The sequence below is a fragment of the Rhizobium oryzihabitans genome, assembly GCF_010669145.1.
GTDB lineage: Bacteria > Pseudomonadota > Alphaproteobacteria > Rhizobiales > Rhizobiaceae > Agrobacterium > Agrobacterium oryzihabitans.
The window spans coordinates 209,798-234,911 of the sequence record NZ_CP048635.1 but is presented as its reverse complement, the minus strand read 5'-3'; the positions used below and the strand labels follow the sequence as shown (position 1 = coordinate 234,911).

General features: G+C 61.1%; 22 protein-coding genes and 1 pseudogene. 5 read left to right on the top strand and 18 right to left on the bottom strand.

Annotated features, from left to right (window positions below; all coding sequences use genetic code 11):
• Position 1: 1 nt before the first annotated feature.
• Positions 2-355 carry a DUF1304 domain-containing protein gene (locus G3A56_RS17875; RefSeq protein ID WP_003500906.1) on the bottom strand — a complete coding sequence of 118 codons (354 nt, stop codon included), beginning with the start codon at positions 353-355 and terminating at the stop codon, positions 2-4.
• A gap of 230 nt (positions 356-585) precedes the next feature.
• Here G3A56_RS17875 and G3A56_RS17870 point away from each other — a divergent pair, with 230 nt between their 5' ends.
• Genes G3A56_RS17870 through G3A56_RS17860 form a run of 3 tightly spaced genes read left to right on the top strand, consistent with a single transcriptional unit; the run spans position 586 to position 6,054 of the window.
• A complete protein-coding gene (locus G3A56_RS17870) occupies positions 586-1,350 on the top strand; it encodes an ImuA family protein (protein WP_003500907.1) in 765 nt (254 codons plus the stop codon).
• On the top strand, positions 1,265-2,782 hold the full coding sequence (locus tag G3A56_RS17865; protein ID WP_167373936.1) for a Y-family DNA polymerase: 1,518 nt from the start codon (positions 1,265-1,267) through the stop codon (positions 2,780-2,782). Before G3A56_RS17870 ends, G3A56_RS17865 begins: the two co-directional genes overlap by 86 nt.
• Positions 2,779-6,054 carry an error-prone DNA polymerase gene (locus G3A56_RS17860; RefSeq protein ID WP_082185809.1) on the top strand — a complete coding sequence of 1,092 codons (3,276 nt, stop codon included), beginning with the start codon at positions 2,779-2,781 and terminating at the stop codon, positions 6,052-6,054. The genes G3A56_RS17865 and G3A56_RS17860 overlap by 4 nt, the downstream gene beginning before the upstream one ends.
• A gap of 14 nt (positions 6,055-6,068) precedes the next feature.
• On the opposite strand, the gene G3A56_RS17855 is transcribed toward G3A56_RS17860, so the two are convergent.
• Both G3A56_RS17855 and G3A56_RS17850 read right to left on the bottom strand, forming a co-directional pair.
• On the bottom strand, positions 6,069-6,707 hold the full coding sequence (locus G3A56_RS17855; RefSeq protein ID WP_082185810.1) for a class I SAM-dependent methyltransferase: 639 nt from the start codon (positions 6,705-6,707) through the stop codon (positions 6,069-6,071).
• Between the two features lie 82 nt (positions 6,708-6,789).
• Positions 6,790-7,728: an AraC family transcriptional regulator gene (locus G3A56_RS17850; RefSeq protein WP_082185811.1), complete on the bottom strand. Its 939-nt coding sequence runs from the start codon at positions 7,726-7,728 to the stop codon at positions 6,790-6,792.
• 180 nt (positions 7,729-7,908) lie between these two features.
• On the opposite strand from G3A56_RS17850, the gene G3A56_RS17845 reads away from it, so the two are divergent.
• Complete coding sequence (locus tag G3A56_RS17845; RefSeq protein ID WP_082185812.1) at positions 7,909-9,126, top strand: MFS transporter; 1,218 nt, start codon at positions 7,909-7,911, stop codon at positions 9,124-9,126.
• 116 nt (positions 9,127-9,242) lie between these two features.
• Here the strand turns inward: G3A56_RS17845 and G3A56_RS17840 are convergent, their stop codons facing one another.
• The 5 genes and pseudogenes from G3A56_RS17840 to ytfQ form a co-directional block, all read right to left on the bottom strand.
• A complete protein-coding gene (locus G3A56_RS17840; protein WP_035220762.1) occupies positions 9,243-9,977 on the bottom strand; it encodes a FadR/GntR family transcriptional regulator in 735 nt (244 codons plus the stop codon).
• Positions 9,978-9,995: 18 nt separating this feature from the next.
• Positions 9,996-10,975 (bottom strand): annotated as a pseudogene (gene yjfF / locus G3A56_RS17835) (galactofuranose ABC transporter, permease protein YjfF).
• The gene (locus G3A56_RS17830) at positions 10,972-12,015 is read right to left on the bottom strand and encodes an ABC transporter permease (protein WP_164056869.1); all 1,044 of its coding nucleotides are present in this window, start codon (positions 12,013-12,015) and stop codon (positions 10,972-10,974) included. Before G3A56_RS17830 ends, yjfF begins: the two are co-directional and overlap by 4 nt.
• Positions 12,015-13,538, bottom strand: a complete 1,524-nt coding sequence (locus G3A56_RS17825; protein WP_082185815.1) for a sugar ABC transporter ATP-binding protein — start codon at positions 13,536-13,538, stop codon at positions 12,015-12,017. Before G3A56_RS17825 ends, G3A56_RS17830 begins: the two co-directional genes overlap by 1 nt.
• A 238-nt stretch (positions 13,539-13,776) precedes the next feature.
• Positions 13,777-14,736 (bottom strand): galactofuranose ABC transporter, galactofuranose-binding protein YtfQ, encoded by a 960-nt coding sequence (gene ytfQ, locus G3A56_RS17820; RefSeq protein WP_082185816.1) that lies wholly within the window; start codon positions 14,734-14,736, stop codon positions 13,777-13,779.
• A 519-nt stretch (positions 14,737-15,255) separates the two neighbouring features.
• Here ytfQ and G3A56_RS17815 point away from each other — a divergent pair.
• Positions 15,256-17,076, top strand: coding sequence for an IlvD/Edd family dehydratase (locus G3A56_RS17815; protein WP_082185817.1), 1,821 nt, complete (start codon positions 15,256-15,258; stop codon positions 17,074-17,076).
• Positions 17,077-17,194: 118 nt separating this feature from the next.
• Here G3A56_RS17815 and G3A56_RS17810 read toward each other — a convergent pair whose 3' ends face one another.
• The 10 genes from G3A56_RS17810 to G3A56_RS17765 form a co-directional block, all read right to left on the bottom strand.
• Complete coding sequence (locus tag G3A56_RS17810; RefSeq protein WP_175414392.1) at positions 17,195-17,404, bottom strand: hypothetical protein; 210 nt, start codon at positions 17,402-17,404, stop codon at positions 17,195-17,197.
• A 58-nt stretch (positions 17,405-17,462) separates the two neighbouring features.
• On the bottom strand, positions 17,463-17,867 hold the full coding sequence (locus tag G3A56_RS17805; protein WP_082185819.1) for a VOC family protein: 405 nt from the start codon (positions 17,865-17,867) through the stop codon (positions 17,463-17,465).
• Positions 17,864-18,370 carry a helix-turn-helix domain-containing protein gene (locus G3A56_RS17800; RefSeq protein ID WP_082185820.1) on the bottom strand — a complete coding sequence of 169 codons (507 nt, stop codon included), beginning with the start codon at positions 18,368-18,370 and terminating at the stop codon, positions 17,864-17,866. The genes G3A56_RS17805 and G3A56_RS17800 overlap by 4 nt, the downstream gene beginning before the upstream one ends.
• 67 nt (positions 18,371-18,437) lie before the next feature.
• Positions 18,438-18,626 (bottom strand): hypothetical protein, encoded by a 189-nt coding sequence (locus G3A56_RS17795; protein ID WP_035243619.1) that lies wholly within the window; start codon positions 18,624-18,626, stop codon positions 18,438-18,440.
• Between the two features lie 164 nt (positions 18,627-18,790).
• On the bottom strand, positions 18,791-19,909 hold the full coding sequence (locus G3A56_RS17790) for a pyridoxal-phosphate-dependent aminotransferase family protein (protein WP_082185821.1): 1,119 nt from the start codon (positions 19,907-19,909) through the stop codon (positions 18,791-18,793).
• Between the two features lie 6 nt (positions 19,910-19,915).
• Entirely contained in the window at positions 19,916-20,701 is a 786-nt protein-coding gene (locus tag G3A56_RS17785; protein ID WP_082185822.1) for an ABC transporter ATP-binding protein, read from the bottom strand.
• Positions 20,698-21,501, bottom strand: coding sequence for an ATP-binding cassette domain-containing protein (locus G3A56_RS17780; protein ID WP_082185823.1), 804 nt, complete (start codon positions 21,499-21,501; stop codon positions 20,698-20,700). The genes G3A56_RS17785 and G3A56_RS17780 overlap by 4 nt, the downstream gene beginning before the upstream one ends.
• Positions 21,498-22,328: an ABC transporter permease gene (locus tag G3A56_RS17775; RefSeq protein WP_082185824.1), complete on the bottom strand. Its 831-nt coding sequence runs from the start codon at positions 22,326-22,328 to the stop codon at positions 21,498-21,500. The genes G3A56_RS17780 and G3A56_RS17775 overlap by 4 nt, the downstream gene beginning before the upstream one ends.
• Entirely contained in the window at positions 22,325-23,314 is a 990-nt protein-coding gene (locus tag G3A56_RS17770; protein WP_082185825.1) for an ABC transporter permease, read from the bottom strand. The genes G3A56_RS17775 and G3A56_RS17770 overlap by 4 nt, the downstream gene beginning before the upstream one ends.
• Before the next feature lie 9 nt (positions 23,315-23,323).
• Positions 23,324-24,934, bottom strand: a complete 1,611-nt coding sequence (locus tag G3A56_RS17765) for an ABC transporter substrate-binding protein (protein WP_082185826.1) — start codon at positions 24,932-24,934, stop codon at positions 23,324-23,326.
• Positions 24,935-25,114: the final 180 nt, after the last annotated feature.

The window sequence follows — 25,114 nt, the reverse complement described above, 5'->3', positions numbered from 1 at the left end:
TTCATACTCCGATCCAGAGGAAGCCGAGCGCGAACACGGCCGGCAAAGCCTGAATGAATAGGATTTTCATATTGGCGGTGATGGCGCCAAAAATTCCGGCCACCAGAACGCAGGCAAGAAAGAAGACCTTGAAGCTCAGCCCTTCATCACCCTGGATCAGCCCATAGACCAGCCCGGCGGCCAGAAACCCGTTATAAAGCCCCTGATTGGCGGCCAGCACTTTCGTCTGCCGGGCGAAATCCGCAGAAAGACCGAAGGCCCTGCGGCCGGCGGGCTTTTCCCACAGCAGCATTTCCAGAATGACGATGTAAAGATGGATGGCCGCAACCACGGCAATCAGAATGCTGGCGATCATCGGCGGTTTCCTCCAAAACCCTGATGTCCGTGGCACATCGGTTCCCGTGAGAAGAACGGCAGCGAGCGGACAATTCCGTTTTAACGGCGGGACGAGGCGCTGCAAGGCCAGAATCTTCTCTTCCCGTGCAAACTGTTGATGAGTGGCAGTCTGTTGCTTGACTCTTTGCTGAAATAGGAACAAAACAAGAACAGTAGTGATGAATAACCGGAATTGAAACCCGTCATGCCATGCAAAAGCGCGCGGACCAGTTGCTCGTTGTCGAAGAGCTGCGTGAAAGGCTGGAAAGGATCGGTAACGGCCCTCAGCGCCTGCACGAGACCTTGCCTTTCGGCGTGGATGCCATCGACCATCACCTGCCGGGAGGCGGGCTGAAACTCGGTTGCCTGCATGAGGTGAGCGGCGGCGGCAATGGCGCTGCCGATGGTGCGGCGGCGGCCCTTTTTGCTGCCGGTGTGGCAGCAAGGCTGTCCGGCAAGGTTTTATGGTGCGTGACCCGGCGAGATCTGTTCATGCCGGGATTGACGCAGGCCGGGCTGTCGCAGAACCGGGTCATCATCGTTGAATGCCGCGATGAAAAAGGCGTGCTCGACTGTTTCGAGGAGGGCTTGCGCTGCAATGGTTTCGGCGCGGTGATGGGTGAATTGGCGAAGTTGCCGATGAATGCCTCGCGGCGGCTGCAACTGGCGGCGGAAACCTCTGGTGTTACCGGCATCGCCATCCGCCGTTTCCGGCGCGCGGCCGATGCGGCGCTGTTCGGCGAGCCGACGGCGGCGGTGACCCGCTGGCGTGTCTCGGTCCGGCCCTCTTCGCCCTTGCCGGTGCCGGGTGTGGGCAGGCCGCGCTGGTTTCTGGAACTTTTGCGATGTCGCGGCGGCGAAAGTGCTGAATTTGAAGTGGAAGCCTGTGATGCAAAGGGTCGTCTCGCTCTACCTGCCGACATGGCCGACGGATCGCTACCGGCGTCTTTCGGGCAAGGACGCGCCGCCGGTTGAAAAGCCGCTGGTCATGATCGGCCGTCAGGGCAGCCGCCGGCTGGTGCTGGCGCTCGACAGGGCAGCGAAGGCGGCGGGCATCCGGCCCGGCACGCCGGTCAGCAAGGCGCAGGCGCTGGTGCCCGGCCTTCTCGTCGAAAATCTGGATGCGGGCGCCGATGCCCGCGCCCTGCAGCAGCTCGCATTTCACTTCCTGCGCATCTACGCCCCCATCGTCGCCGCCGATCCACCGGACGGGCTGGTGCTTGATACGGCGGGGGCAGACCATCTGCACGGCAATGAGGGGCTGATGCTGAGCGGCATGGTCAACCGCCTGCATGCCGCTGGTTTTGCAGCCCGCGCCGCCATTGCCGATAGCTGGGGAGCGGCCCATGCGCTTGCCCGTTTCGGCCGTGAGGAAATCAGCATCGTGCCGCCGGGTGCCCAGCGGACGGTGATCAGTGGATTGCCGCTTTCCGCGCTCCGGCTGGAGGAGCGTATCGTGTCAGGCTTGAAGGTGCTCGGCTTCCGTACCATTGGCGAACTTGCCGAGGCTCCGCGTGCGCCGCTTACCCTGCGTTTCGGCCCGGAACTCGTTCGCCGCCTTTCCCAGGCTTTCGGGGAGATCGGCGAACCCATAGAACCGGTGCGCGTGGCCGAGCTGGTGGAGGTGCGGCGCGCCTTTCCCGAGCCGATTGCGGCGGCGGAGACGATTGCCCGTTATACACAGAAGCTTGTTACAGGCCTTTGCACAGCGCTTGAAAAACGCGGCCTCGGCGCACGTCGTGTCGATCTGGTGCTGCACCGGGTGGATAGCGGCCTGCAGGCGGTGCGGGCAGGCACCTCCAGACCGGTGCGTGATGTCAAACAGCTGGTTCGGCTCCTGACCGACCGGATCGACACCATCGATCCCGGCTTCGGCATCGAGATGATGGTGCTGACCGCCACCCATGCCGAGCCGCTTGTGGCTGTACAGGCCCGTTCCTCGCTTCTGGAGGAAGGCCGTGCGGACATCGCCGATACGGTGGATGTCATCCTCAATCGCGGCCACAGGGTTTATCGTTATGCAGCGGTGGCAAGCGACGTGCCGGAACGTTCCGTTGCCCCCGTGGCGGCGCTTGCGCCTGAAGATACGCTCGGCTGGCCTGGCCACTGGCCCCGCCCTGTCAGGCTTTTTGCAAGGCCGGAACCCATCGAGACGCTGGCGCTGCTGCCCGACCACCCGCCGCGTTATTTCCTCTGGAAGGGCGTGCGCCACAATGTGCGGCGCGCCGACGGGCCGGAACGGGTGTTCGGCGAATGGTGGAAACGCGACCGGGAAAAGGCGGCCGTGCGCGATTATTTCACGGTGGAAAACGAAAGCGGAGAGCGTTTCTGGATTTTCCGCTCCGGTGATGGCGAACATGCCGAGACGGGTTCGCAGGGCTGGTTTATCCATGGGGTCTTCGCATGAGCACGCCGCGTTATGCCGAGCTGCAGGTGACCACGCATTTTTCCTTCCTGCGCGGCGCAAGCTCCTGCGAGGAGCTTTTCGAACAGGCCAAACGCCTTGGCATCGAGGCTTTGGGTATTGTCGACAGAAACAGCCTTGCAGGCATTCCCCGTGCTTATGAGGCGGCAAGCAACCACGGCATCCGGCTCATCATCGGCTGCCGCCTCGATCTGGATGACGATCTTTCCGTGCTTGTCTATCCCATGGATCGCCCGGCTTACGGGCGGCTTTGCCGGCTGCTTTCCGTCGGCAAGAAAAGGGGAGGCAAAGGCAAATGCCGGCTGACATGGGATGATCTCGTGACCTATGGTGAAGGCCTGATCGTAGTGCTGCTCGCCGATCTCGCCGATGATCTCTGCGCGCTTCGCCTGCGGCGACTGAAAGCCGCTTTTGCGGACCGGGCCTATATGGCGCTAAGCCTCAGAAGACGGCCCAACGACCAGATGCGGCTTTTCGAACTGTCTGGGATGGCCGAAGCCGCTGGTGTGCCGACAGTGGTGACCAATGACGTACTGTTTCATGTGCCCGAGCGGCGCATGCTGCAGGATGTCGTTACCTGCATCCGGCATAATTGCACCATCGACGAGGCGGGTTTCCGGCGCGAACGCCATGCCGACCGCTATATGAAACCACCGGAAGAGATGCACCGGCTGTTTGCCCGTTATCCTGAAGCGCTCTGCCGCAGTCTCGAAATCGCGAAACGCTGCAAATTTTCGCTGAAGGAACTGGTCTATCAATACCCTGAAGAGCGCAGCCTGCCGGGGCTGACGGCGCAGCAGGCGCTGGAGAAGCTCGTCTGGGAGGCGGTGCCAGGGCGTTATCCGGATGGTCTGCCGGAGAAGGTGAAAAGGGCGTTGCATCATGAGCTTGGCCTCATCGGAAGGCTGGAATATGCGCCCTATTTCCTGACGGTGAATGCCATCGTCCGCCATGCGCGCTCGCTTGATATTCTCTGCCAGGGGCGTGGCTCGGCCGCCAATTCGGTGGTCTGTTACGTGCTCGGCATCACTGCCATCGATCCCGTCAAGGTCGATCTCCTGTTCGAACGTTTTGTTTCGGAAGAACGGCGCGAACCGCCGGACATCGACGTGGATTTCGAGCATCAGCGGCGCGAAGAGGTCATCCAGTGGGTTTATGACACCTATGGTCGCGACAAGGCCGCGCTCTGTTCGGTCGTCACCCGTTATCGCGGGCGCGGGGCGCTTCGCGATGTCGGCAAGGTTTTGGGCCTGCCGGAAGATTTGACGAAACTTCTGTCCTCGCAGGTCTGGCGCTGGAGCGAAGGAGTGGGTGAAAAACAGGTGCAGGAGCTGAACCTCAATATGGAGGATAGACGCCTGAAACTCGCCTTCGAGCTGGCCAACCAGCTTGTCGGCACGCCGCGCCATCACAGCCAGCATCCGGGCGGCTTCGTTCTGACCCATGACCGGCTGGACGAGCTGGTGCCGATCGAACCCGCCGCCATGGACGACCGGCAGATCATCGAATGGGACAAGGACGATATCGATGTCGTCAAGTTCATGAAGATGGATTGCCTGGCGCTCGGCATGCTCTCCTGCATGAAGCGCGGTTTCAACATGCTGGAAGAGCGCACGGGCGTTAAATACGATCTCGCCACTGTCCCGCAGGATGATGACCCCACCTATGCCATGATCCAGAAAGCCGATACGCTCGGCACCTTCCAGATTGAAAGCCGGGCGCAGATGTCCATGCTGCCGCGGTTGAAGCCAAAGATATTTTACGATCTCGTCATTCAGGTCGCCATCGTTCGTCCCGGTCCCATTCAGGGCGATATGGTGCACCCCTATCTTCGTCGCCGTGACAAAAAAGAAGAGGAACATTATCCGAAAGAGGAATTGAGAGGCGTGCTGGGCAAAACGCTGGGCGTGCCGCTGTTTCAGGAGCAGGCGATGCGCGTCGCCATCGAATGCGCCGGTTTTTCACCCGGCAAGGCGGATCAGTTGCGTCGCGCCATGGCAACCTTCAAGAATGTCGGCACCATCTCCAAATTCCGGCAGGATATGATCGATGGCATGGTGGAACGCGGTTATGAGCAAGAATTCGCCGAACGCATCTTCAAGCAGCTGGAAGGGTTCGGCAGCTATGGTTTTCCTGAAAGCCATGCGGCCTCCTTCGCGCTGATCGCCTATGCCTCCTCATGGCTGAAATGCCATCATCCCGATATTTTCTGTACGGCGCTTCTCAATTCACAACCCATGGGGTTTTACGCCCCGGCGCAGATCGTGCGTGATGCGCGCGATCATGGCGTGGAGGTGCGCCCGGTCTGCGTCAATAACAGCCGTTTTGATTGTACGCTGGAGCCTACGGGCAAGAAGAATGGCAAGGGTGAGGAGCGGTTTGCCGTGCGGCTTGGCCTGCGCATGGTGAAGGGGCTTTCCAACAAACATGCTGCCGATATCGTCACCGGTCGGCAGGATCGGCCTTTCGCCTCCGTCGACGATCTGTGGCGAAGGGCGGGTGTTCCCGCCGCTGCCCTAGTCTGTCTCGCCGAAGCCGATGCCTTTCTGCCGTCGCTTTCGCTTGCCAGACGCGAGGCGCTCTGGGCCATCAAGGCCTTGCGGGATGAGCCGCTGCCGCTTTTCGCCGCTGCCGCCAGCCGGGAAAACACCGTGGTGGACGAGCTTCAGGAGCCATCCGTCACGCTCAGGCCCATGACGGATGGCGGCGAGGTGGTGCAGGATTACGGCCATGTGGGGCTGACGCTGCGCGAACATCCCATGACCTTCCTGCGGCATGATCTTTCCCGCCGCCGCATCGTCACCTGTGCGGAGGCGGTGCGCGTTCGGGATGGCACATGGCTGGAAACGGCCGGTCTGGTGCTGGTGCGCCAGCGCCCCGGTTCGGCAAAGGGCGTGATCTTCATGACGCTGGAGGACGAGACGGGCATTGCCAATGCGGTGCTGTGGGTCAAAACCTTCGAAAAATACCGCCGTGTGGTGTTGTCAGCCGGCATGGTCGGCATTTACGGCAAGATCCAGCGGGAGGGCGAGGTGGTCCATCTGGTCGCCCACCGGTTGACCGACCTGTCGGAGGCGCTGGCAAGCGTGGGTGAGCGCAACCACGCCTTCCCCCTGCCGCACGGGCGTGGCGATGAGTTTCACCATGGTATTCCGCCGGAAGATCACCGTGCAAACAGGAAACATCCGCCGCCTGCCGCCGATGATGAAGATGAGGTGGAGCGGATAAAGGTCATCTCCCGCAACTTCCACTGAGATGAAGGCTTAGCTCACCTTTTGCGCGCCACGATGTAGGGGCGCCTGTCTTTGCCCCTCGTGGCATGGATTTCCGTGGCCAGAATGTCGAAGCCGCCCGCCATTATATGCCGGCTCAGTTCGGTCGCATTGAACACGCCGGCATAGGGTGCCTTGCCGATTGCCCGCATCACCGGCAGCACAAGGCGGATAAGCGGGTTCATATCGCCGACGCAGGGTGTCTTGGTGATCAACAGTCCCTGCGCGCCAAGCAGGGAATGGATATGCTGCAATGTGCCGGGCAGGTCGCGGACCAGATGAAGATAATTGAAACCCAGCACCGCATTAAACGGCACGTCGCCAGGCAGGATTGCTTCCGCAGTCGTTACGCGGAAGGCAAGGTTCGAAAGAGCGCCGGCGGCGGATTTTCGCTCCTCGGCAATCGCGATCATGTCAGCGGAAATATCCGTCGCAAGGTAGTCTTTGACACCGCCCGCCAGCCGGATTGCCGTTGTCCCGGTGCCGCAGCCCAGTTCCAGCACCCTGTCATCCGGTTTCAGCAGGGCGCGGGTTCGCTCCAGCGTTCGCTCATATCCCGCTTCATCCGAAACTCTGCCCTTTGCATATTTCCGCGCGCTCCGGTTCCAGAAACGGGCGTCGTCGGCAATGCTCATGATGGATGCTCCCCGGACGGCGCTCTTCCGCTTCAGGCGTATCTGCTCTCACGCAATATCCTATCCGGTTTGTTTGACGCTTTTAAGCTGCATCCTCCAGCCCGGCCGTGTCCTTCCTGCGGAACTGGCTGGGTGGCGCGCCGATCACCCGTTTGAAGGCGCGACTGAAGGAGGCTTCGGAATCGTAGCCGAGTTTTTCCGCCGCCAGCGTCACGCGCATGCCCTCACGCAGCCACAACCGCGCCTGATGCATGCGAATGCGCACCACATAACGCGCCGGGCTTTCACCGACCACACGGGTGAAGCGTTCCGCGAAGCTGGAGCGGGACGCGCCCATCAGGGAGGCAAGCTCTTCCACGCTCCAGTCCTTTTCGGGGGTGAGGTGGATGGCGGCCAGCACCCGCCCAAGTTCGGGATTGCGCACGGCGGCAAGCCAGCCGCTGGAATCGCCGCAGCCATATTCCACCCATGTGCGGATCAAGGTCGCCGTCAGGACATCGGCAAGCCGCGCCAGAATGCCGCCGGCACCGACGCGGTTCAGTTCCACCTCGCGCGCCATGGCTTCCAGGAGATGCGGAATGGCCGGGTCGCTTTTGGCCAGATCACTGGTCAGCATCACATCCGGCATAAGCTGCAACAGCGGGTGCAGATTATCCATGTTGAAACGCATGGAGGCGGTAAACGCCACCGTGTCGCCACCGGCGCTGGCGCATTGCATGTCAAAAATGCCCTGGCACACTTCCTTCTTGCCGAACCGGTCGAAGGGGGCGGGCCTCACATCCTCGCCGCTGCCCAGTATATGCGCATGGCCACGGGGCAGAAGCACCGCATCGCCGCATTTCAGCGTCAGCCATTCCCCGGAAGGTTTCCGCAATTTGGCCTGTCCAACACCGATGAAATGAAACCGCGCCGCCTCCTGTTCGGGAAAGGCTGTCGCCCAGGGCGTCGCCATGCGGCAGCGACCGTATTCAACACCGTCAAGCCGCAGGCCACGCAACATTTCCGTCAGTGCATCATTCATGGCAACTCACAAATTCGGACGTTTGGTTAAGGAATGCGGATTTTCTAGCATGGAAACGCCGGGTTGTCACGCATAGGTTACGAGCATCGATTTGCGGGCGACGAGCCGGGCTCCCACCGGCTTCATCACTTTACCATTCTGTTTCAGGGCGCATTTCAGAATGCGCATCAGGAGATTTTCATGAACACCCGGACAATCAACGAACTTGAATATGTGCCGCGCAAAAAGGAGCCGGATGCGAAGTGGGCCGCCGTGGTTTCACTTTCGCTCGGCGTGTTCGGACTGGTGACGGCGGAATTTCTGCCGGTCAGCCTTCTGACACCACTGTCCACCGATCTTTCCATCAGTTCCGGCATTGCCGGCCAGTCCATCACCGTCACTGCGCTGGTTGCGGCGGTGGCTGGTCCCGGCGTCGTCATCGGCACACGCAGCATCGACCGCCGCTGGACCCTGCTCGGGCTTACCATGCTGTTGATCATCTCCAGCACGCTGGCTGCCTTTGCCAATGGTCTTTTCATGCTGTTTGCATCGCGCGTCCTGCTTGGCATCGGCCTTGGCGGCTTCTGGGCCATGTCGGCAGCGCTGGCGCTGAGGCTCGTGCCGCTCGATAAGATGCCGCGCGCCATGGCCATCATTCTGACGGGCGTTTCGGTCGCCACCGTCTGCGCTGCCCCGGTGGGTGCATGGATCGGCGCGACGCTCGGCTGGCGTGCGGCCTTCGTCGTCGCCGGCGTGCTCGGCGTCATTGCACTTCTCGTGCAATTGCTCACCGTTCCGTCCCTGCCGCCAGCCGGCGCGCCGGGTCTTTCCACGATGTTCCGCCTGTTGCAGCGCCCACAGGTCAGGATCGGCCTTCTGACGACGCTGTTCATTGTCGCAGGTCACTTTGCCGGCTTTACCTATGTGCGCCCGTTCCTCGAAGACGTGCCGCAGCTTGGCGTCGAGGCGATCTCGCTGGTTTTGCTGGCCTACGGTATCGGCGGCTTCTTCGGTAATCTCTTCGGCGGTTTCCTCGCCGAGAAAAACACGGCCTGGGCGGTGACGTTCGCCGCCACCCTCATCGCCGCGTCCGCCTCGGTGCTGGTGCTCGCCGGTGCATCGCCCATCGTCGCGGGCCTCGCCATCGCCTCCTGGGGCTTTGCTTTCGGCGCACTTCCGGTGAGCGTGCAGAGCTTCATCACGAGGGTCGCTTCCGATGAGGCCGAAAGCGCCGGCGCGCTTTTGCTCACCACCTTCCAGATCGCCATCTCCAGCGGTGCGGTTCTGGGCGGTCTGCTGATCGACCTTCAGGGCGCAACCATGGTCTTCGTCTTCGTGTCGATCGCCGCACTCCTCGGCGCATCGCTGATGGCGTCGCGCCGGGGTGTGGTGCCGCAGGTCGAGGCGTCGCAGGGGTAAGAAAAACCCGCATTCTCTTGCGGGTCCGAAGATAAGCGAAAGCGTTGCCGCATGTTTCTTCTCCCCGACGGGGAGAAGAAACATGCGGCACCCGCTCGATCCATATTATTCCGTCTTCAAGGCGCCTTGATCGCCTTCTGCGTCCGGTCCTTACCAACCTCGATCACGTGGCGCATGGCCTTCACCGCGGCATCGGCATCCCGAGCCGCAATGGCGTGCACGATGCGCAGGTGATTGGAGGCAATTTCGGCAATGGTGCCGGGTGAGGCTGCCGGTGACGAAAGCTGGAAGGATATGGCGAGTGCCGCTTCGATGAGCCCGCTTGCCGAACGCATGAAGGGATTGCCGGACATATGCGCGACGGCAAGGTGGAATTCGAGATCGACCTTGGCGATGGTCTCCGGCGTATGTTTCGGATTGTCGAACTTGGCGGCGATCACGTAAAGGGAAACGATATCGTCATTCGAGGCCTGAAGGGCCGCAGCGGCAGCGGCGGCCGGTTCGAGCGCGAGGCGGATTTCCGCCAGATGCGTGACGAATTCCTCGTCTATGCCGGCTTCGCAGCGCCAGCCCAGCACATCCGGGTCGAAGAAGTTCCAGCTTGAACGGTCGAGAACGCGGGTGCCGACCTTGGCCTTGGGTTCCACCAGCCGCTTGGCCGCCAGCGTCTTCATTGTTTCACGCAGCACGGTGCGCGAAACCCCGAAACGCAAGGACAGTTCGGCATCATTGGGCAGGAGAGAACCTTCAGCTATTCTGCCCGAAACGATGGCGCTGCCGAGTTCGGAGACCACATGGGCGTGGCTGTTCCGGCGTTTTCGTCCGCTTATCGTCGTTTCGAGCAGCCCCAAGCAAGCCTCCGTTTGCAATTATGCCGGATGCGGTCCGGCCAGTCTCCTGTTTGAATACCAGATGATTGCGCGCTGCAACACGATGAAGACGAAAAGCAGCACGCCGATGACGATTTTCGTCCACCAGGAAGAAAGCGTTCCATCAAAGACGATGTAAGTCTGGATCAACCCCTGGATGAGAAGGCCGATAAAGGTTCCCGCCACCAGCCCCGTGCCGCCGGTCAGAAGCGTGCCGCCGATGACGACGGCAGCGATGGCGTCGAGTTCAACCCCCACCGTCGCCAGCGAATAGCCCGACGAGGTGTAGAGCGTGTAGACGATGCCGGCGAGACCGGAGAGAAAACCGGAAAGCGCATAGATGCCGATCGTCGTTGACCCGATCGGTACGCCCATCAGTTCGGCCGATTGCGGGTTGCCGCCCAGTGCATAGACATTGGCGCCGAAGCGGGTGCGGCTGGCGATCAGCATGCCGGCGGCAAAGACGAGAAGCATCACCATCGCAAGCGCCGTCAGTCTGCCACCGCCGGGAAAGCGGTAATAAAAGCCCTGTATCGCATCGATGAAGGGATGCGAGATCGGCACGGATTGCGTCGAAATGAGATAGGCGGCACCACGCGCCAGGAACATGCCCGCCAGCGTCACCACGAAAGGCGGGATGGCGAGGAAGCGGATCATCGCCCCATCAGGCAGCCGAACAGTGTCGAGACCACCAGCACGATGGCGAAGGCCAGCAGCGGGTGGATATTATAGGTGCCGACCATGACGGCGACGAAGACGCTGGTAAAGGCGATGACCGATCCGATGGACAGATCGATGCCGCCCGACAGGATGACGAAGGTCATGCCGACGGCGGCGATGCCAAGAAAGGCATTGTCGGTCAGAAGATTGCCGATCACCCGTGTCGACAGGATCGCCGGATATTGCAGCACGCAGAGAAGATAGGCGATGACGAAGATCGTCAGCGTGGTGAGGAAAGGAAGGTTGCGGCTGTGGATCATCGCGCGGTTCCTTCCTTGGTCATGCTGCTGGCGGCGGCCGGTTTCGGGTGCGGCTTCGGCGTTCTGACGAAGCCCAGAACCGTCATGATCGCCGGTGATTGCAGCGTCAGAACCACCATGATGATGCCTGCCTTGATGATGAGGTTGAATTCCGGCGGGAAACCGGAGACCAGAATACCGGTATTGATGGTCTGGATGATGAGTGCGCCGATGAGCGAGGCGGTGATGGAGAAGCGGCCGCCATTCAGCGAGGTACCGCCGATCACCACTGCCAATATGGCGTCCAGTTCCAGCCACAGCCCGGCATTGTTGGCATCCGCGCCACGAATATCTGCGGTTACGATCAAGCCGGCGATGGCCGCGCAAAGGCCGGAAACGGCATAGACGAAAAACAGCAGGAAGCGTGCTCGAACCCCGGCGAGCGCTGCCGCATGGCGATTGATGCCGGTCGCCTCGATCAGGAAACCGAGCGCGCTTTTGCGCACCAGAAGGCCGATCAGCAGTGCGGCCGCCACCCAGATGATGACAGGCAGCGGAATGCCAGCGAGTGAGCCGGAGCCGATGGCGGAGAAACCGTCATTATTGAAGGTGAGAATGACACCTTCCGTGATCAGTTGGGCGATGCCGCGCCCCGCCACCATCAGGATCAGGGTGGCGATGATCGGCTGTATGTCGAGCAGGGCGACCAGCACCCCGTTCCACAACCCGCAGGCAATGCCCACCGCCAGCGAGACGACGATGACAGAGGGGATGGAATGGCCATTGCTGATGAGCGTGGCGGCAACCGCTCCGCAAATGGCGATGACCGCGCCGATCGACAGATCGATGCCTTTGGTGGCGATGACGAGCGTCATGCCGATGGTCAGCAGCGCCACGGGGGCAGCACGCACGAGGATGTCCATCAGGCTGCCATAGAGCCTGCCGTTCTGGAACGAAACATGCAGGAAGCCCGGCGAAACGATTGTAATCGCTGCCAGAATGACGAAGAGGGCGATAAGCTGGGGAGCAAGCCTTTTCAGGCGTCGTGTCACAGCCACCATCATGCCGCCTCCGTTCTGGCCGCATCCGCGATGGCCCGCATGATGTTATCGGCCGTCACCTCGCCGCCCTTCAGTTCGCTGACATGCCGGCGGTCGGACAAGACGACGACCCGGTGGGCAACGGCTGTAAGTTCCTCCAGTTCGGATGAGATGACGATGAGCGACATGCCCTCGGTACAGAGTTTTTCGATCATCTTGAGGATTTCCGCATGTGCGCCGATATCGATGCCTCGGGTGGGCTCGTCGAGGATCAGAAGCCGGGGTTGGGTGGCGAGCCAGCGCGCCAGAATGGCCTTCTGCTGGTTGCCGCCGGACAGGAACTTTATCGGCCGGTCAGGATCGGCAGGTCGGATGTCGAGCGATTTGATGAAGCTTTCAGCCAGTTCAGCCTTCTGCCTTCGGGAAAGCGGACGCGCCCAGCCCTGACGCGCCTGAAGCGCCAGCGCAATATTGTCCGTCACCGAAAAATCGCCGATGATGCCGTCCGACTTGCGCTCTTCCGGGCAGAAACCGAACCCCGCCGAGATCGCGGCTTCGGGAGACGAAATCGCCGCCGCTTTTCCGTCGATCATCGCCATGCCGGTATCGGGTCGGTCGATGCCGAAGAGCAGGAAGGCGGTTTCCGTCCGTCCCGAGCCCAAAAGGCCGGCGACGCCGACGATCTCTCCCGGCCGGATGCCGAGATCGAAGGGGGCGATGCTGCCGCGTTTGCCGTAACCTTCGAAACGGATCGGCGGCTCGCCCTCGGCAACCGTATCGTCGGTCGCCTGGTGTTCGTGTGTGATGTGCTGAAGCTCGCGGCCCAGCATCATTGAAATCAGTTCGGACCTCGGCAGGCTGCCGATGTCGCGTGTGCCGACAAGGCGGCCGTTGCGCAGCACCGTCACCCGGTCGGCGATATCATAGACCTGATTGAGGAAGTGGGTGATGATGACGATGCCGATGCCGCGCGCGCGCAGGTTTTTCAAAACCCCGAACAGCATCTCGACCTCATGGGCATCAAGGCTGGCGGTGGGTTCGTCCAGCACCAGCACCTTGCCGGAAAGATCGACGGCTCGGGCAATGGCGATGATCTGCCGGATGGCGACGGAATAGCTGGAAAGCAGCGCGTTGACGTCAATGGAAAGCCCGTATTGGGCAAGCAGCGCCTGCGAATTCTTCTGCATCGTGCTGCGGTCGATAAGTCCGAAGCGGCGCGGCTGGCGGCCAAGAAACAGGTTTTCGGCCACCGTCAGGTTTTCGAGAAGGTTCACTTCCTGATAGACCGTGCCGATGCCGAGCGACTGCGCCTCGCCGACATTGGCGGGCGATATCTCGCCGCCCTCCAGAAAGATCGCGCCGCTGTCGCGGTGGTAGACGCCGGTCAATATCTTGATGAGGGTCGATTTGCCCGCGCCGTTTTCGCCGAGCAGCGCATGGATTTCCCCGCGCCTCAGCGAAAAATCAACGCCGTCCAGCGCCGTGATCCCGAGAAAGGATTTACCGATGGAGCGTGCTTCCAGAAGTGGTGCGGTTTCGGGCATGAGCAGGTTCCGTAAGAAATAAAACCATGACGGAGCGGCGCAGCTTATGTCTCGCTCCTGAAGTCGCTTGCAAGCCTTTCTCAAGGCACCACGTCATCCTCGGGCTTGACCCGAGGATCCACCTTTCACGGGTATGAATCCTCGCCTCAAGGGCGAGGATGACGTGGTAGGGCTTTGCGCCCTTTACAACATGCCAGAGACCGGCGCGAACGACGCGCCGTTCCTCCGAAGACATGGCTCAGTACCCCAGGCCCTTCTTCGCCTCGTAGACCTTCATCGGGTCGTCGGATGCCGTGTAGAGCTTGGATTCGGTCTGAATCCACTTCGCCGGCTCCTTTTTGTCTTTCAGGTAGGCTTCAAGCGCGTCGAAGGCGGGGCCGGCCATATCCGGCGTCAGTTCCACCGTCGCATTGGCCTCGCCATCCGCCATGGCCTTGAAAATGTCAGGCACCGCGTCGATGGAGACGATCTTGATGTCGGTTCCGGGCTTCAGGCCGGCTTCCTTTATCGCCTGGATGGCACCGACGGCCATGTCGTCATTATGGGCATAGACAGCACAGATATCCTTGCCGCCGCCTTCGGCCTTGATGAAGCTTTCCATCACTTCCTTGCCCTTGGTGCGGGTGAAGTCACCCGTCTGCGAGCGCACGATCTTGATGTTGGCATGGGATGCAATGGCATCCTCGAAGCCCTTCTTGCGGTTAATGGCGGGCGAAGAGCCTGTCGTGCCCTGCAATTCGACGACCTTGCAGTCCTTGGAGCCGACATCCTTGACCAGCCAGTCACCGGCAACCTTGCCTTCATGCACCTGATCGGAAGTGACGGCGGTCAGATAAAGATCGTCCGGCGCTTCGATCTGGCGATCGAGCAGGATGACGGGGATTTTTTCTTCCTTGGCTTCCTTCAAAACGGCGTCCCAGCCGGTTGCGACGACGGGCGCAATCAGGATCGCATCGACGCCCTGCGCGATGAAGCCGCGAACGGCCTTGATCTGGTTTTCCTGCTTTTGCTGGGCGTCGGCGAATTTCAGCGTGACACCGCGCTTTTCGGCCTGCTGTTTGGTGACGGTTGTCTCAGCCGCACGCCATCCGGATTCAGAGCCGATCTGCGAGAAGCCAACGGTGAGCGATTGCGCGGAAACACTGGATGCAAGGCATGCGGAGACGGCGACAGTGAATGCCGCAAGAGCTTTTCTCATCTTATCCTCCCAGAGATGATGTCAGCGTGACGCGGCAGTATGAGCATATAGTAATACTCTTGAAAAGGGGTTTTTTAGCAGTTTCGTAATTAGCGTCATGTCGGTTTTGTCGGTATTTTGTCATAAAATACGATGAATCAACGGGTTGTGAGTCTATTTTCTCACTGATTCATGCTCGAAAATGCGCCCCCGACGCACCGCGATCCAGCTTGACAGGTCACTGTGGCATCAAATAGTAATATAAATAGAAAGTCAGCTTGTGACGGAATGCTGGGCCATGGGTCGGCTGTAATCCGGTAAAGCAGGGAGGAAGAGGCCGTTGAGCAGCGCCGGCATGGTCGTAAACACCGAAAAATATTCGGCTATGGTTGAAGAACAGCCCAAATCCACTCGTCTGGACCTGCTCTGTCGGTTATGCGTGATCCCCAGAAGCTGATTCCATTTTCCTTGCGCACAACATAAGCTTGTCGCATTTCGTAATATTTTACCGTTGGCCACTTCCGGCTGGAGACCCGCATCATGACTAAATCCGACAATCTGCCCGCAACCCAAGGCACGGGAAGCAAGCTTCGTTCGCGCGCGTGGTTCGACAACCCCGCCAATGCGGACATGACCGCGCTTTATCTCGAGCGTTACATGAACTTCGGTCTCAGCCAGGCCGAGCTTCAGTCCGATCGCCCGATCATCGGCATTGCGCAGACCGGTTCGGACCTTTCGCCCTGCAACCGTCACCATCTGGAACTCGCCAACCGCCTGCGTGAAGGCATTCGCGAAGCCGGCGGCATCGCGATTGAATTTCCGGTGCATCCGATCCAGGAAACCGGCAAGCGCCCGACCGCCGGTCTCGACCGCAACCTCGCATATCTCGGCCTCGTGGAAGTGCTTTACGGCTATCCGCTCGATGGCGTCGTTCTGACCATCGGCTGTGACAAGACCACGCCTGCCTGTCTTATGGCGGCGGCCACCGTCAATATTCCGGCCATCGCCCTTTCCGTCGGCCCCATGCTGAACGGCTGGTTCCGTGGCGAACGCACCGGCTCCGGCACCATCGTCTGGAAGGCGCGCGAACTGCTGGCCAAGGGCGAGATCGATTATCAGGGCTTCGTCAAGCTCGTGGCTTCGTCGGCCCCCTCGACCGGCTATTGCAACACCATGGGCACGGCGACGACCATGAACTCGCTTGCCGAAGCGCTGGGCATGCAGCTTCCCGGCTCCGCCGCCATCCCGGCTCCTTACCGTGACCGTCAGGAAGTTTCCTACCTCACCGGCCTGCGCATCGTTGAAATGGTCAAGGAAGACCTGAAGCCTTCCGATATCATGACCAAGGACGCCTTCATCAACGCCATCCGCGTCAATTCGGCCATCGGCGGCTCCACCAATGCGCCGATCCACCTCAACGGCCTTGCCCGCCATGTCGGCGTCGAGCTGACGGTCGATGACTGGCAGACCTATGGTGAAGACGTGCCTTTGCTCGTCAACCTGCAGCCGGCCGGCGAATATCTCGGCGAAGACTATTACCACGCCGGCGGCGTTCCGGCTGTCGTCAACCAGCTGATGACCCAGGGGCTCATCATGGAAGACGCCATGACCGTGAACGGCAAGACCATCGGTGACAATTGCCGTGGCGCCATCATCGAGGATGAGAAGGTTATCCGTCCCTATGAGCAGCCGCTCAAGGAGCGCGCCGGTTTCCGCGTTCTGCGCGGCAACCTGTTCTCCTCCGCCATCATGAAGACGAGCGTGATCTCGGAAGAATTCCGCAACCGTTACCTCTCCAACCCGAATGATCCGGAAGCCTTCGAAGGCCGTGCCGTGGTGTTTGACGGTCCGGAGGATTACCACCACCGCATCGACGATCCGTCGCTGAAGATCGACGCCAACACCATCCTGTTCATGCGCGGTGCCGGTCCGATCGGTTATCCGGGTGCGGCGGAAGTGGTGAACATGCGTGCACCGGATTATCTCCTTAAGGAAGGTGTCAACTCGCTGCCCTGCATCGGCGATGGCCGTCAGTCCGGCACTTCGGGCAGCCCGTCCATCCTCAACGCTTCCCCGGAAGCGGCGGCAGGCGGCGGTCTCGCCATCCTGCAGACGGGCGACCACGTCCGCATCGACGTGGGTCGCGGCAAGGCCGATATTCTGATTTCCGGTGAGGAACTGGCAAAGCGTTACGAGGCGCTGTCGGCCGAGGGCGGTTACAAGTTCCCCGACCACCAGACGCCCTGGCAGGAAATCCAGCGCGGCATCGTCAGCCAGATGGAAACCGGCGCGGTTCTGGAACCGGCCGTCAAATATCAGCGCATCGCCCAGACCAAGGGCCTGCCGCGCGACAACCACTAACGGTAAGGTTGCTTTGGCCGACCTCTTTTTTACATCAGCCCCGGGTTTCATCCGGGGCTGACATTTTTTATCTTCGATTGAGCGCCCGGAATTCAGAACTACCGGAATCGAGGTACGATTAGTCCTTCGGTTGGCTCAGCTGATTTCCCAGATAGGGCTGGAAGAACATGTAAAGCCCGCTGAAGATGAGCAACGTCAGCGGAAGCAGCGGCGCATAAACGATCACCAGCGGCGTGGGACCGAATGCCATTGAGCCAAAATTCGCCAGAATGGTGACGGTCAGCAGAATCCCCAGCCAGCGATGGCCCTGTCGTATCCAGTGTTTCAAGATCAAACTCGCCTCCGCGAAAAATCATCCAGGATGGAATGTGGCACATGGGCGCGTCTCAACGCGCCTGAACCAGCTTCCAGCCATTGCCGGAAGGATCGCGGAAGCTCGCATCCACCGAGCCGTAGCGGGCGATCGGTTCCTGGGTGAATTCAACGCCGCGTTTGTTCATGGCGTCAAAGGCTGTCTGACAATCCTCGACCACCAGAACCAGCGGTGGCATCGCACCTTTGGCCACGGCTTCGTTCAGATTTTGCGCCGTCGCCTCGTCAACGGTCGGCGTCTGCGGCTGAAACAGGCCCAGTTGAAAATCCGGCTGGTCCGGGTGCTGCACGGTCAGCCAACGATAATCGCCGTTGCGTGCGTCCGTGTGCACCCGAAATCCGATTTTCTCGACATAAAATTGCAGCGCTTCGTCCTGATTATGAACGTAAAGCCCGACGACTTGAACACCATTTTTCATGAGCTATCTCCCTTTGGCCCGTCGTACCTACCGCTTTCCGTCTGTCGGCGCTTCTCCGAAACTGCGATTGTGAGGTGGGGGCGATGTGCGGCGCTGACGAAACAATGCGGAACCTGCTCAAGATCTGCCGGCAAAGCCCGCATCCTCCGCCGCAATTCACTGGGATTTTCCCCGGTCACGTCACGGAAAACGCGGCCGAACGTACCGATGCTGTTCCAGCCGGTCTGCAAGGCGATTTCGATGATCGGAAGGTCCGTGTCGCGCAACAGCGCAACGGCACGCTCTACCCGGCGGGTCAAAAGATAGCGGTGAGGGGGTATGCCGAAAGCATCGCGAAACGATCTTGCGAAATGAGCCTGCGAGGCGCCACTGACGCGCGCAAGACGTGAAACAGGCCAAGCCTCATGGGGTGCGGCGTCCATGTGATCTCGTGCGCGCAGAAGGCGGCGCAGCAGTTTCAGGTCTCTGTTTGCAGAGTTTTTGTCATTTTCGGACCGGCGCATCCGCCAATCATTGAATGAACCGGCGGCCCTTGACAAGGTTGATGCCCTGTCGGCCGCCGTTCGACGCTCAAATCACCGGATAAAGCGACCAGAAGAACAGTTCATATTCCTGGTCGCGGTCGTCATTGTGCTGTTCGTCATCCGGTCTGCGCGGAGTCTTGTCCTGAAAATCGGTCTCCACCCGCTCATTAACGACGGGCATCCTTCGGCCGATGCCAAAGAGGTCAAAGGAGAGCATGTTGAACCCTGCTACCATGGCCGTTTCCCTTCTTCACGCGAGTTAACGTAGCGTTAAGTTTCGCGCGTTGCCACGATTTCGTCAAGATTGGCCGGGGAATTTGTCTACCATTTTTAACAACAATGACGTGATCGGCGTTCCGCCGGTGCCGGATTTAGCGCAATGATCGTTTATCTGTGCGATTACAGACCGTCCCCGAAGGCTGCAAAATAGCTTTTTTCCGCCGCTTCCAGCGCGGAATCAGTGTCCGCTCTATGGCCGAGGCTTCTCAGGGCGCTTGAAACGGCAGCGATATTGGCTTTCACCGCCTCCGGATTTGCGCGCCGGCCGGTGTGATTAAGCCTTATCAGTCGTTCCGCGCCTGGGCCCACACCGCCGGAAATATCGGCGCCCTGTTCCGTGGAGACGGCTGAGAGAAATGCCCCGGCTTCGATGGCGTCTGGCAATATTGCCGTGGAAACCAAAGCGGAAGCGTGTGTCTCCTCAACCCATGTCGGTATGCCGAGTGCATTGATGCCGGCGCGCGCGGCGGCCGCGGCCCGTTTGTGGCGTTCGTTGGCGGAGGCAAGACCTTCCGCCTCGATCCGGTCGAGTGCCGCCTCAAGGGCGAAAAATTCCAGTGGGGCCGGCGTTCCGGGAAGCGCGCCGCGGCCGGTATCAAGCCAGAGTTTTTTCTGGTCGAGAAGCGAGAGCATGGAGTTTTCCGGCGCTGCGCCATGGGACAGAAGCTCCCACGCCTTTGGGCTGACCGAGATGGCCGACACCCCGGCTGGACCCGCCAGCGCCTTTTGCGGACCGATGACTGCAATATCAATGTCCAGCCGGTCCGCCTCGAAGGCATGGCCGCCGATGGAAGCGACGGCATCGACCACGGTGACGATGCCCCTGTCTTTGGCGAGTGCTGCAATGGCGGGCAGGGGATTGAGAATGCCGCTCGCCGATTCCGCATGGACGATGGCGAGAAGATTAAAGCCGGTTCCATCGTCCAGCGCCCGCTCGACCTCCTGAAGAGAGATCGGTTTGGCGGGGCTGGCGGTGAGGTTGCGGACCGTCGCTCCGCCTCGTTCCAGCCAGCCGCCGAACCACGCGCCATAGGGGCTGGTGACGATATTGAGCGCCCTCAGACCCGGCCGCGCGAGGCTGGCGGCGGTGGCCTCGAGTGCCAACACCGCTTCCGCCTGTATCAGAAGCACATCGTTCCTTGTGCCCATCAGGGCTGCCAGCCGGTCGGCAAGGACGGCGTAACGGTCTGCGGGAAAGGCGGGAGGGTCGAGAAGCAATGCATAATCCGGGGCGGGCATATCGTCTTATCCTTGGGTGGTGATGGTGAGCCGCGGCGCAGCCTCGATCAGGGTTCGGGCAGTCGAGGATTGCGGTGCGGAAACGATGTTTGCGGTCCTGCCTATCTCAACGATCCGTCCTGCCTCCATGATGGCGACGCGATGGCAGACGGCGCGGATGACAGAAAGATCGTGGGAAACGAAGATGCAGGCAACGGCCGTCTCGCGCTGTATTTCGACCAGCAGCTCAAGAATTTGCCGGCGGACGGAGACATCCAGTGCCGAAACCGCTTCGTCCAGAATGAGAAGCGATGGCTTGAGCGCAATCGCCCGTGCAATTGCCACGCGCTGCCTCTGGCCGCCGGAAAGCTCGAAAACGGAGCGGCCGGCATGGCTGGCGGGTAGGCCGACACGGTCAAGAAGGCGGCGGATTTCCGCCGGTCGCTCCCGTCTGCCGACGATGCGGTGGATACGCAGCGGCTCGCCTATGGCGTCCTCGACGCTGGCGCGCGGATTGAACGCGCCATGCGTATCCTGAAACACCATCTGCATCTGTCGCCGGGCGGCGCGCAATTTGCTGCCATCGAGCGTCAGCCAGTCACGGTTTTCAAAATTGACGGTGCCTTCGTCGGCGGGGATCAACCGCATCAGGATGCGCGCCAGCGTCGATTTCCCGCAGCCGGAGGGGCCGGCAAGCCCCAGCGTCTCGCCGGGCTGAAGTGAAAAGGAGATATCGGAAAGCGCTTCCACCGTGCGTCCGCCGGTCCGGTAGGTTTTCGAGAGGTCTTCGACGCTGAGGAGAACCTCATTCATGGCAGTGCCTCATTGATAAGAGGCGGTGTGGAGAGGTCGAGATAGTCGGAGAGCAGCGCGCGCGTATAGTCATGCGCAGGCGCGGATAACACCCGCCGGGTCGTGCCGTGTTCCACCAGACGACCTGCGCGCAGAACCGCGATCTCGTCGGCAAGGCTGGAGGCAAGGCCGATATCATGGGTGATGAAAACCAGCGTTCTTTCTTCTTCACGCACAAGCGTATCCAGCAGCGCGGCGATGGCGGCCTGGCTTACCGTGTCGAGCGCGCTCGTCGCCTCGTCGGCGATCAGGATTGCGGGATGCGCGGCAATGGCGGCGGCAATTGCCACGCGCTGTCTCTGCCCGCCGGAAAGCTGATGCGGATAGGCGGTCAGAAGATGGGAGGGATGCGGCAACCGCACACGCTCCAGAAGGTCGCGGGCAAGATCCCGTGCCTGGCGCCATGAAAGGCAGAGGTGCCGCACCGCCCCTTCGGCCACCTGTTCGCCGATGGTGAGAACCGGGTTCAGCGTTGCGCCGGTATCCTGAAAAATGGTGCCGATATCACGCCCCGGCATGGGCCTGTCGGTGAAAATACCGCTGTCGCGGCTCCAGGAAATATCGCCGGAAACCCTAGCGTTCACGGGCAGAAGCCCGGCAATGGCCCTGGCGAGCGTCGATTTGCCCGAGCCGCTTTCGCCGATGATCGCCAGCCTCTGTCCCTGCCGGATCGTCAGCGAAACATCTTGCAGTGCCGGTGCATCGCCCGCCGCATAGCGGACGCTGAGATCGTCGATCCGGCAGAGTGCATTGCCGCTCATGGCGCGTCCTTCCGTGTCGCCATCGCTTTGTTGATGCCTTCCGCCAGAAGATAGACGCCGATGACGGTCACCAGAAGGCCGATGCCGGGGATGACGGAGAGAAACGCCGCCGAGCGCAGGACGTTGCGTCCTTCGGCGATCATCGAGCCCCAGGTGACGATATTCGGATCGCCGAGACCGAGGAAGGACAGCGCCGCTTCGGTGAGAATGGCGGCGGCGACGATGATGGCGGCAAGCGCCAGAACCGGCGGCAGGGCATTGGGCAGGATCTGCCGAAAGGCAATCTCCAGCGGATGCATGCCGATGGCGCGGGCGGACTGCACATAATCCCGCTCGCGGATGCTTAAAACCTGCGCGCGCATCAGCCGTGCCGGATCCGCCCAGGCGCCAAGCGCAATCGCAAGGATGACGATGGGCATGGAGGGGCCGATGGTGCTGACGAAAGCGAGCGCCAGAAGGAAATTCGGCACGATCTGGAAGGCATCGGTAACGCGCATCAGGGCTTCATCGATAAGCCCACCCGCAAACCCCGCAATGGTGCCGATGACGGTGCCGATCATGAGGGCGGCCGCGGCAGCGCCGATGCCGACGAGCAGGGATGCCTGTGCTCCGTGGGCAAGTTCAGCCAGCACATCCCGGCCCAGCCGGTCGGTGCCGAGGGGGGAGGCGGCGTCTGTGAAGGGCGCTATGAGCGGCTCGCCGATGATCGAGAGCGGATCGCCGGGAAACAGGAGGGGCGCGGCAATCGCCGTCACGGCAAGCAGCGTCAGGAGAATGACGCCCGTTACGCCCTCGAAACTGTGCAGGAGCCGGGAAGCGAAACTCATGCCTGTTGCTCCCCGCTGCCGATGCGCGGATCGAGAACGGAATAGAGAATATCGACGGCAAGATTGACGAGGATGACGAAGACGGCGCTCGTCAGGATGATGCCCATCAACAGCGGCGTGTCGCGGCCGCTGACGGCTTCCTGCGCCAGCCGGCCAAAGCCGGGAATGGCGAAGACGCTTTCGATCACGACGCTGCCGCCCAGCATGGTGGCTGCTTGCAGGCCAAGCACGGTGACAAGCGGCAGGGCGGCGTTGCGGGCGACATGGCGCAGGACGATGCGGCGTCTCGAAAGCCCCTTGGCCTTGGCGAACAACACGAAATCCAGTGGCCAGACCGCCGCCATGGCCGTGCGCATGACGCGCAGGAAAAGCGCCAGATAGATCAGCCCGAGACTGGCGACCGGCAGGACGAGATGGCGCGCAATGTCGAGCGCCCTTGCCAGGCCCTGTTTTCCAGAGGCGATGGTTTCGATGCCTGACGTCGGCAGCCACCTCAGTTGCACGGCAAAGACGATGGCGAGCACGAGGCCGAGCCAGAAGCCGGGTGTGGCGTAAAGCGCCAGTGACAGGGCCGACAGCACACGGTCCGTCAAACCGCCCGGACGCGCGCCCGCTACGATGCCGAGCGCTGTGCCGGTGATGAAAGCAAGCGCGGTGGCGCTGCCCATCAGCAGCAGCGTGTTCGGCAGACGCTCGAGGATCAGCCCCAGCACCGGCCGGTCGAAGGCAAGCGACCAGCCGAAATCCAGCTGCATTACCGAACTGGCATAGAGCCAGAAACGGGCCAGCACCGAACCATTCAGCCCATATTGCTCGCGCAACGCATCCCGCAGCCCGGCATCGCCGCCGCCGATGGAGACGAGATAGGCGTCGACCGCGTCACCCGATGCGTTTTCAAGCAGAATGAAGGTGAAGATGAGAACGATCAGCAGCACCGGAATGGCGCTGACCGCTCTTCTCCGCAGCAATGTTGCCGCGCGTCTCACGGCGCTCCCTCAGGTGTCGACCGCCGTGTCGGCCCAGTTGGAAACGGCCCAGCGCGGATTGCTGGCGACATTTTTGACCTTATCGCGCGCCACCGTGATGAAACCCCATTCGGCGACATTGATCAGCGGCAGATCGGCGACGACCTGTTTCTGGAAATCCTTGTAAAGCGCCGTTCGGGCCGCCGCATCCACCGTCACTGCCGCCTTGTCGATCAATTCGTCCAGCGCCTTGTTCTCGTAGCCGCCCTGATTGGAGAAACCGACGCCGGCGGGGATGCCGGAGCGGACCAGAATGGTGGTCGAGATTGCCGGATCGCCACGGAAGACCGGCGGCGCAACGGCGAGATCGAAGGCGTGATCGGTGTAGACGGCTTTCTGGTGCGCGGCGGAGTCATTATTGACCAGTTCGGCATCGATGCCGATTTCCTGCAACGCCTGACGAAGATAGGAGCCGAACTGCTTGGTTTCATTGAAGTAGGGCGCGGGCAGAAGCTTCAGCGAGAAACGCTTTCCGTCGGGCCCGCGTGCATAACCCGCCTCGTCCAGCAGGGCGTTTGCCTTGGCGGTGTCGAAGTCATAGGTCTCGACATCGTCGGTGTAAAATTCCGGTGCATTCTTCGGCACCGGGCCGGTGGATGCCGTGGCATAACCGAGGAAGACCTTGTCGATGACGAATTTCCGGTCGATGGCATGGGCGATGGCCTTTCTCACCTTGAGATCGGCCAGCTCCTTGCGGCGATGGTTGATTTCAACCACCAGCTGATAGGTCAACGCCTCGTAGCCATCGGCAATCACTTTGATGCCCGGAACCTTGGCGATGCGGGCAAGATCGGCAAGCGGCACGGCGGAAAAGGCGGCGAGCTGGATTTCTTCCGCTTCCAGTGCAGACGCGGCACCCGCCCGGTCGGGCAGGACGCGATAGATGATTTCCTCAAGCTGCGGCTCACCCTTGCCCCAATAGTTCGGGTTGCGGGTCAGGCGATAATATTCGCCGGGCTTGTATTCCGCAAAAACGAAAGGCCCGGTGCCGACCGGTTTTGCATTGGCCGGGTTGGTGGCGATATCGGTGCCTTCATAAAGATGTTTCGGCACGACGCTGGTAACGACCGGCAGCGCATTGCGGATGAGCTGGAATGGGGTGGGCTTGGAGAAACGGAAGACGGCCGTGTGGTCATCAGGCGTCTCCACCTTTTCAAGATTGGCGAAGACCAGCCGGCCGAGATTTTGCAGCGGCTTCCACACCGACAGTGCCGAAAAGGCCACGTCCGCCGAAGTGAAGGGCTTGCCGTCATGCCAGGTCACGCCCTCGCGCAGCTTGAAGGTGGCGCTCAGGCCATCATCCGATCCCTGCCATTCAGTCGCAAGGCGGGGCTCCAGCCCGTCCTTGCCGCTGAAGGAGGCTTCCGCAAGTGGCTCGACGATCTTGCTTGAGATGTAAAACACGCCGTTGGAGGCGACTATGGCCGGGTTGAGGTTCTTGGGCTCGGAATCGGCCGCGACGATCAGCCGTCCACCCGGTGCCGTCTGCTGTGCTGCGGCAATGCCGGCAAGTCCCGTAGTTGCGGCAAGAGCGAGCGAGGTCTTGAGAAGCGAGCGGCGGGACAGGTGGACAGGCGACATGAATTCACTCCGGAATGAGGGCGGGGCGGGCCTTTCCGCAGGGCCGCGGCCTGCCCGATCTTAAGACTGCAACCTCGGCAGTGTCCACGTTAATTCGTTGGCTTTACAGCAATGATTTTACGTTGCGTGCGCGTTTGCGGAAACAATATGCCTCAGAGTGACGAGCCCCTTTTCTCCCGC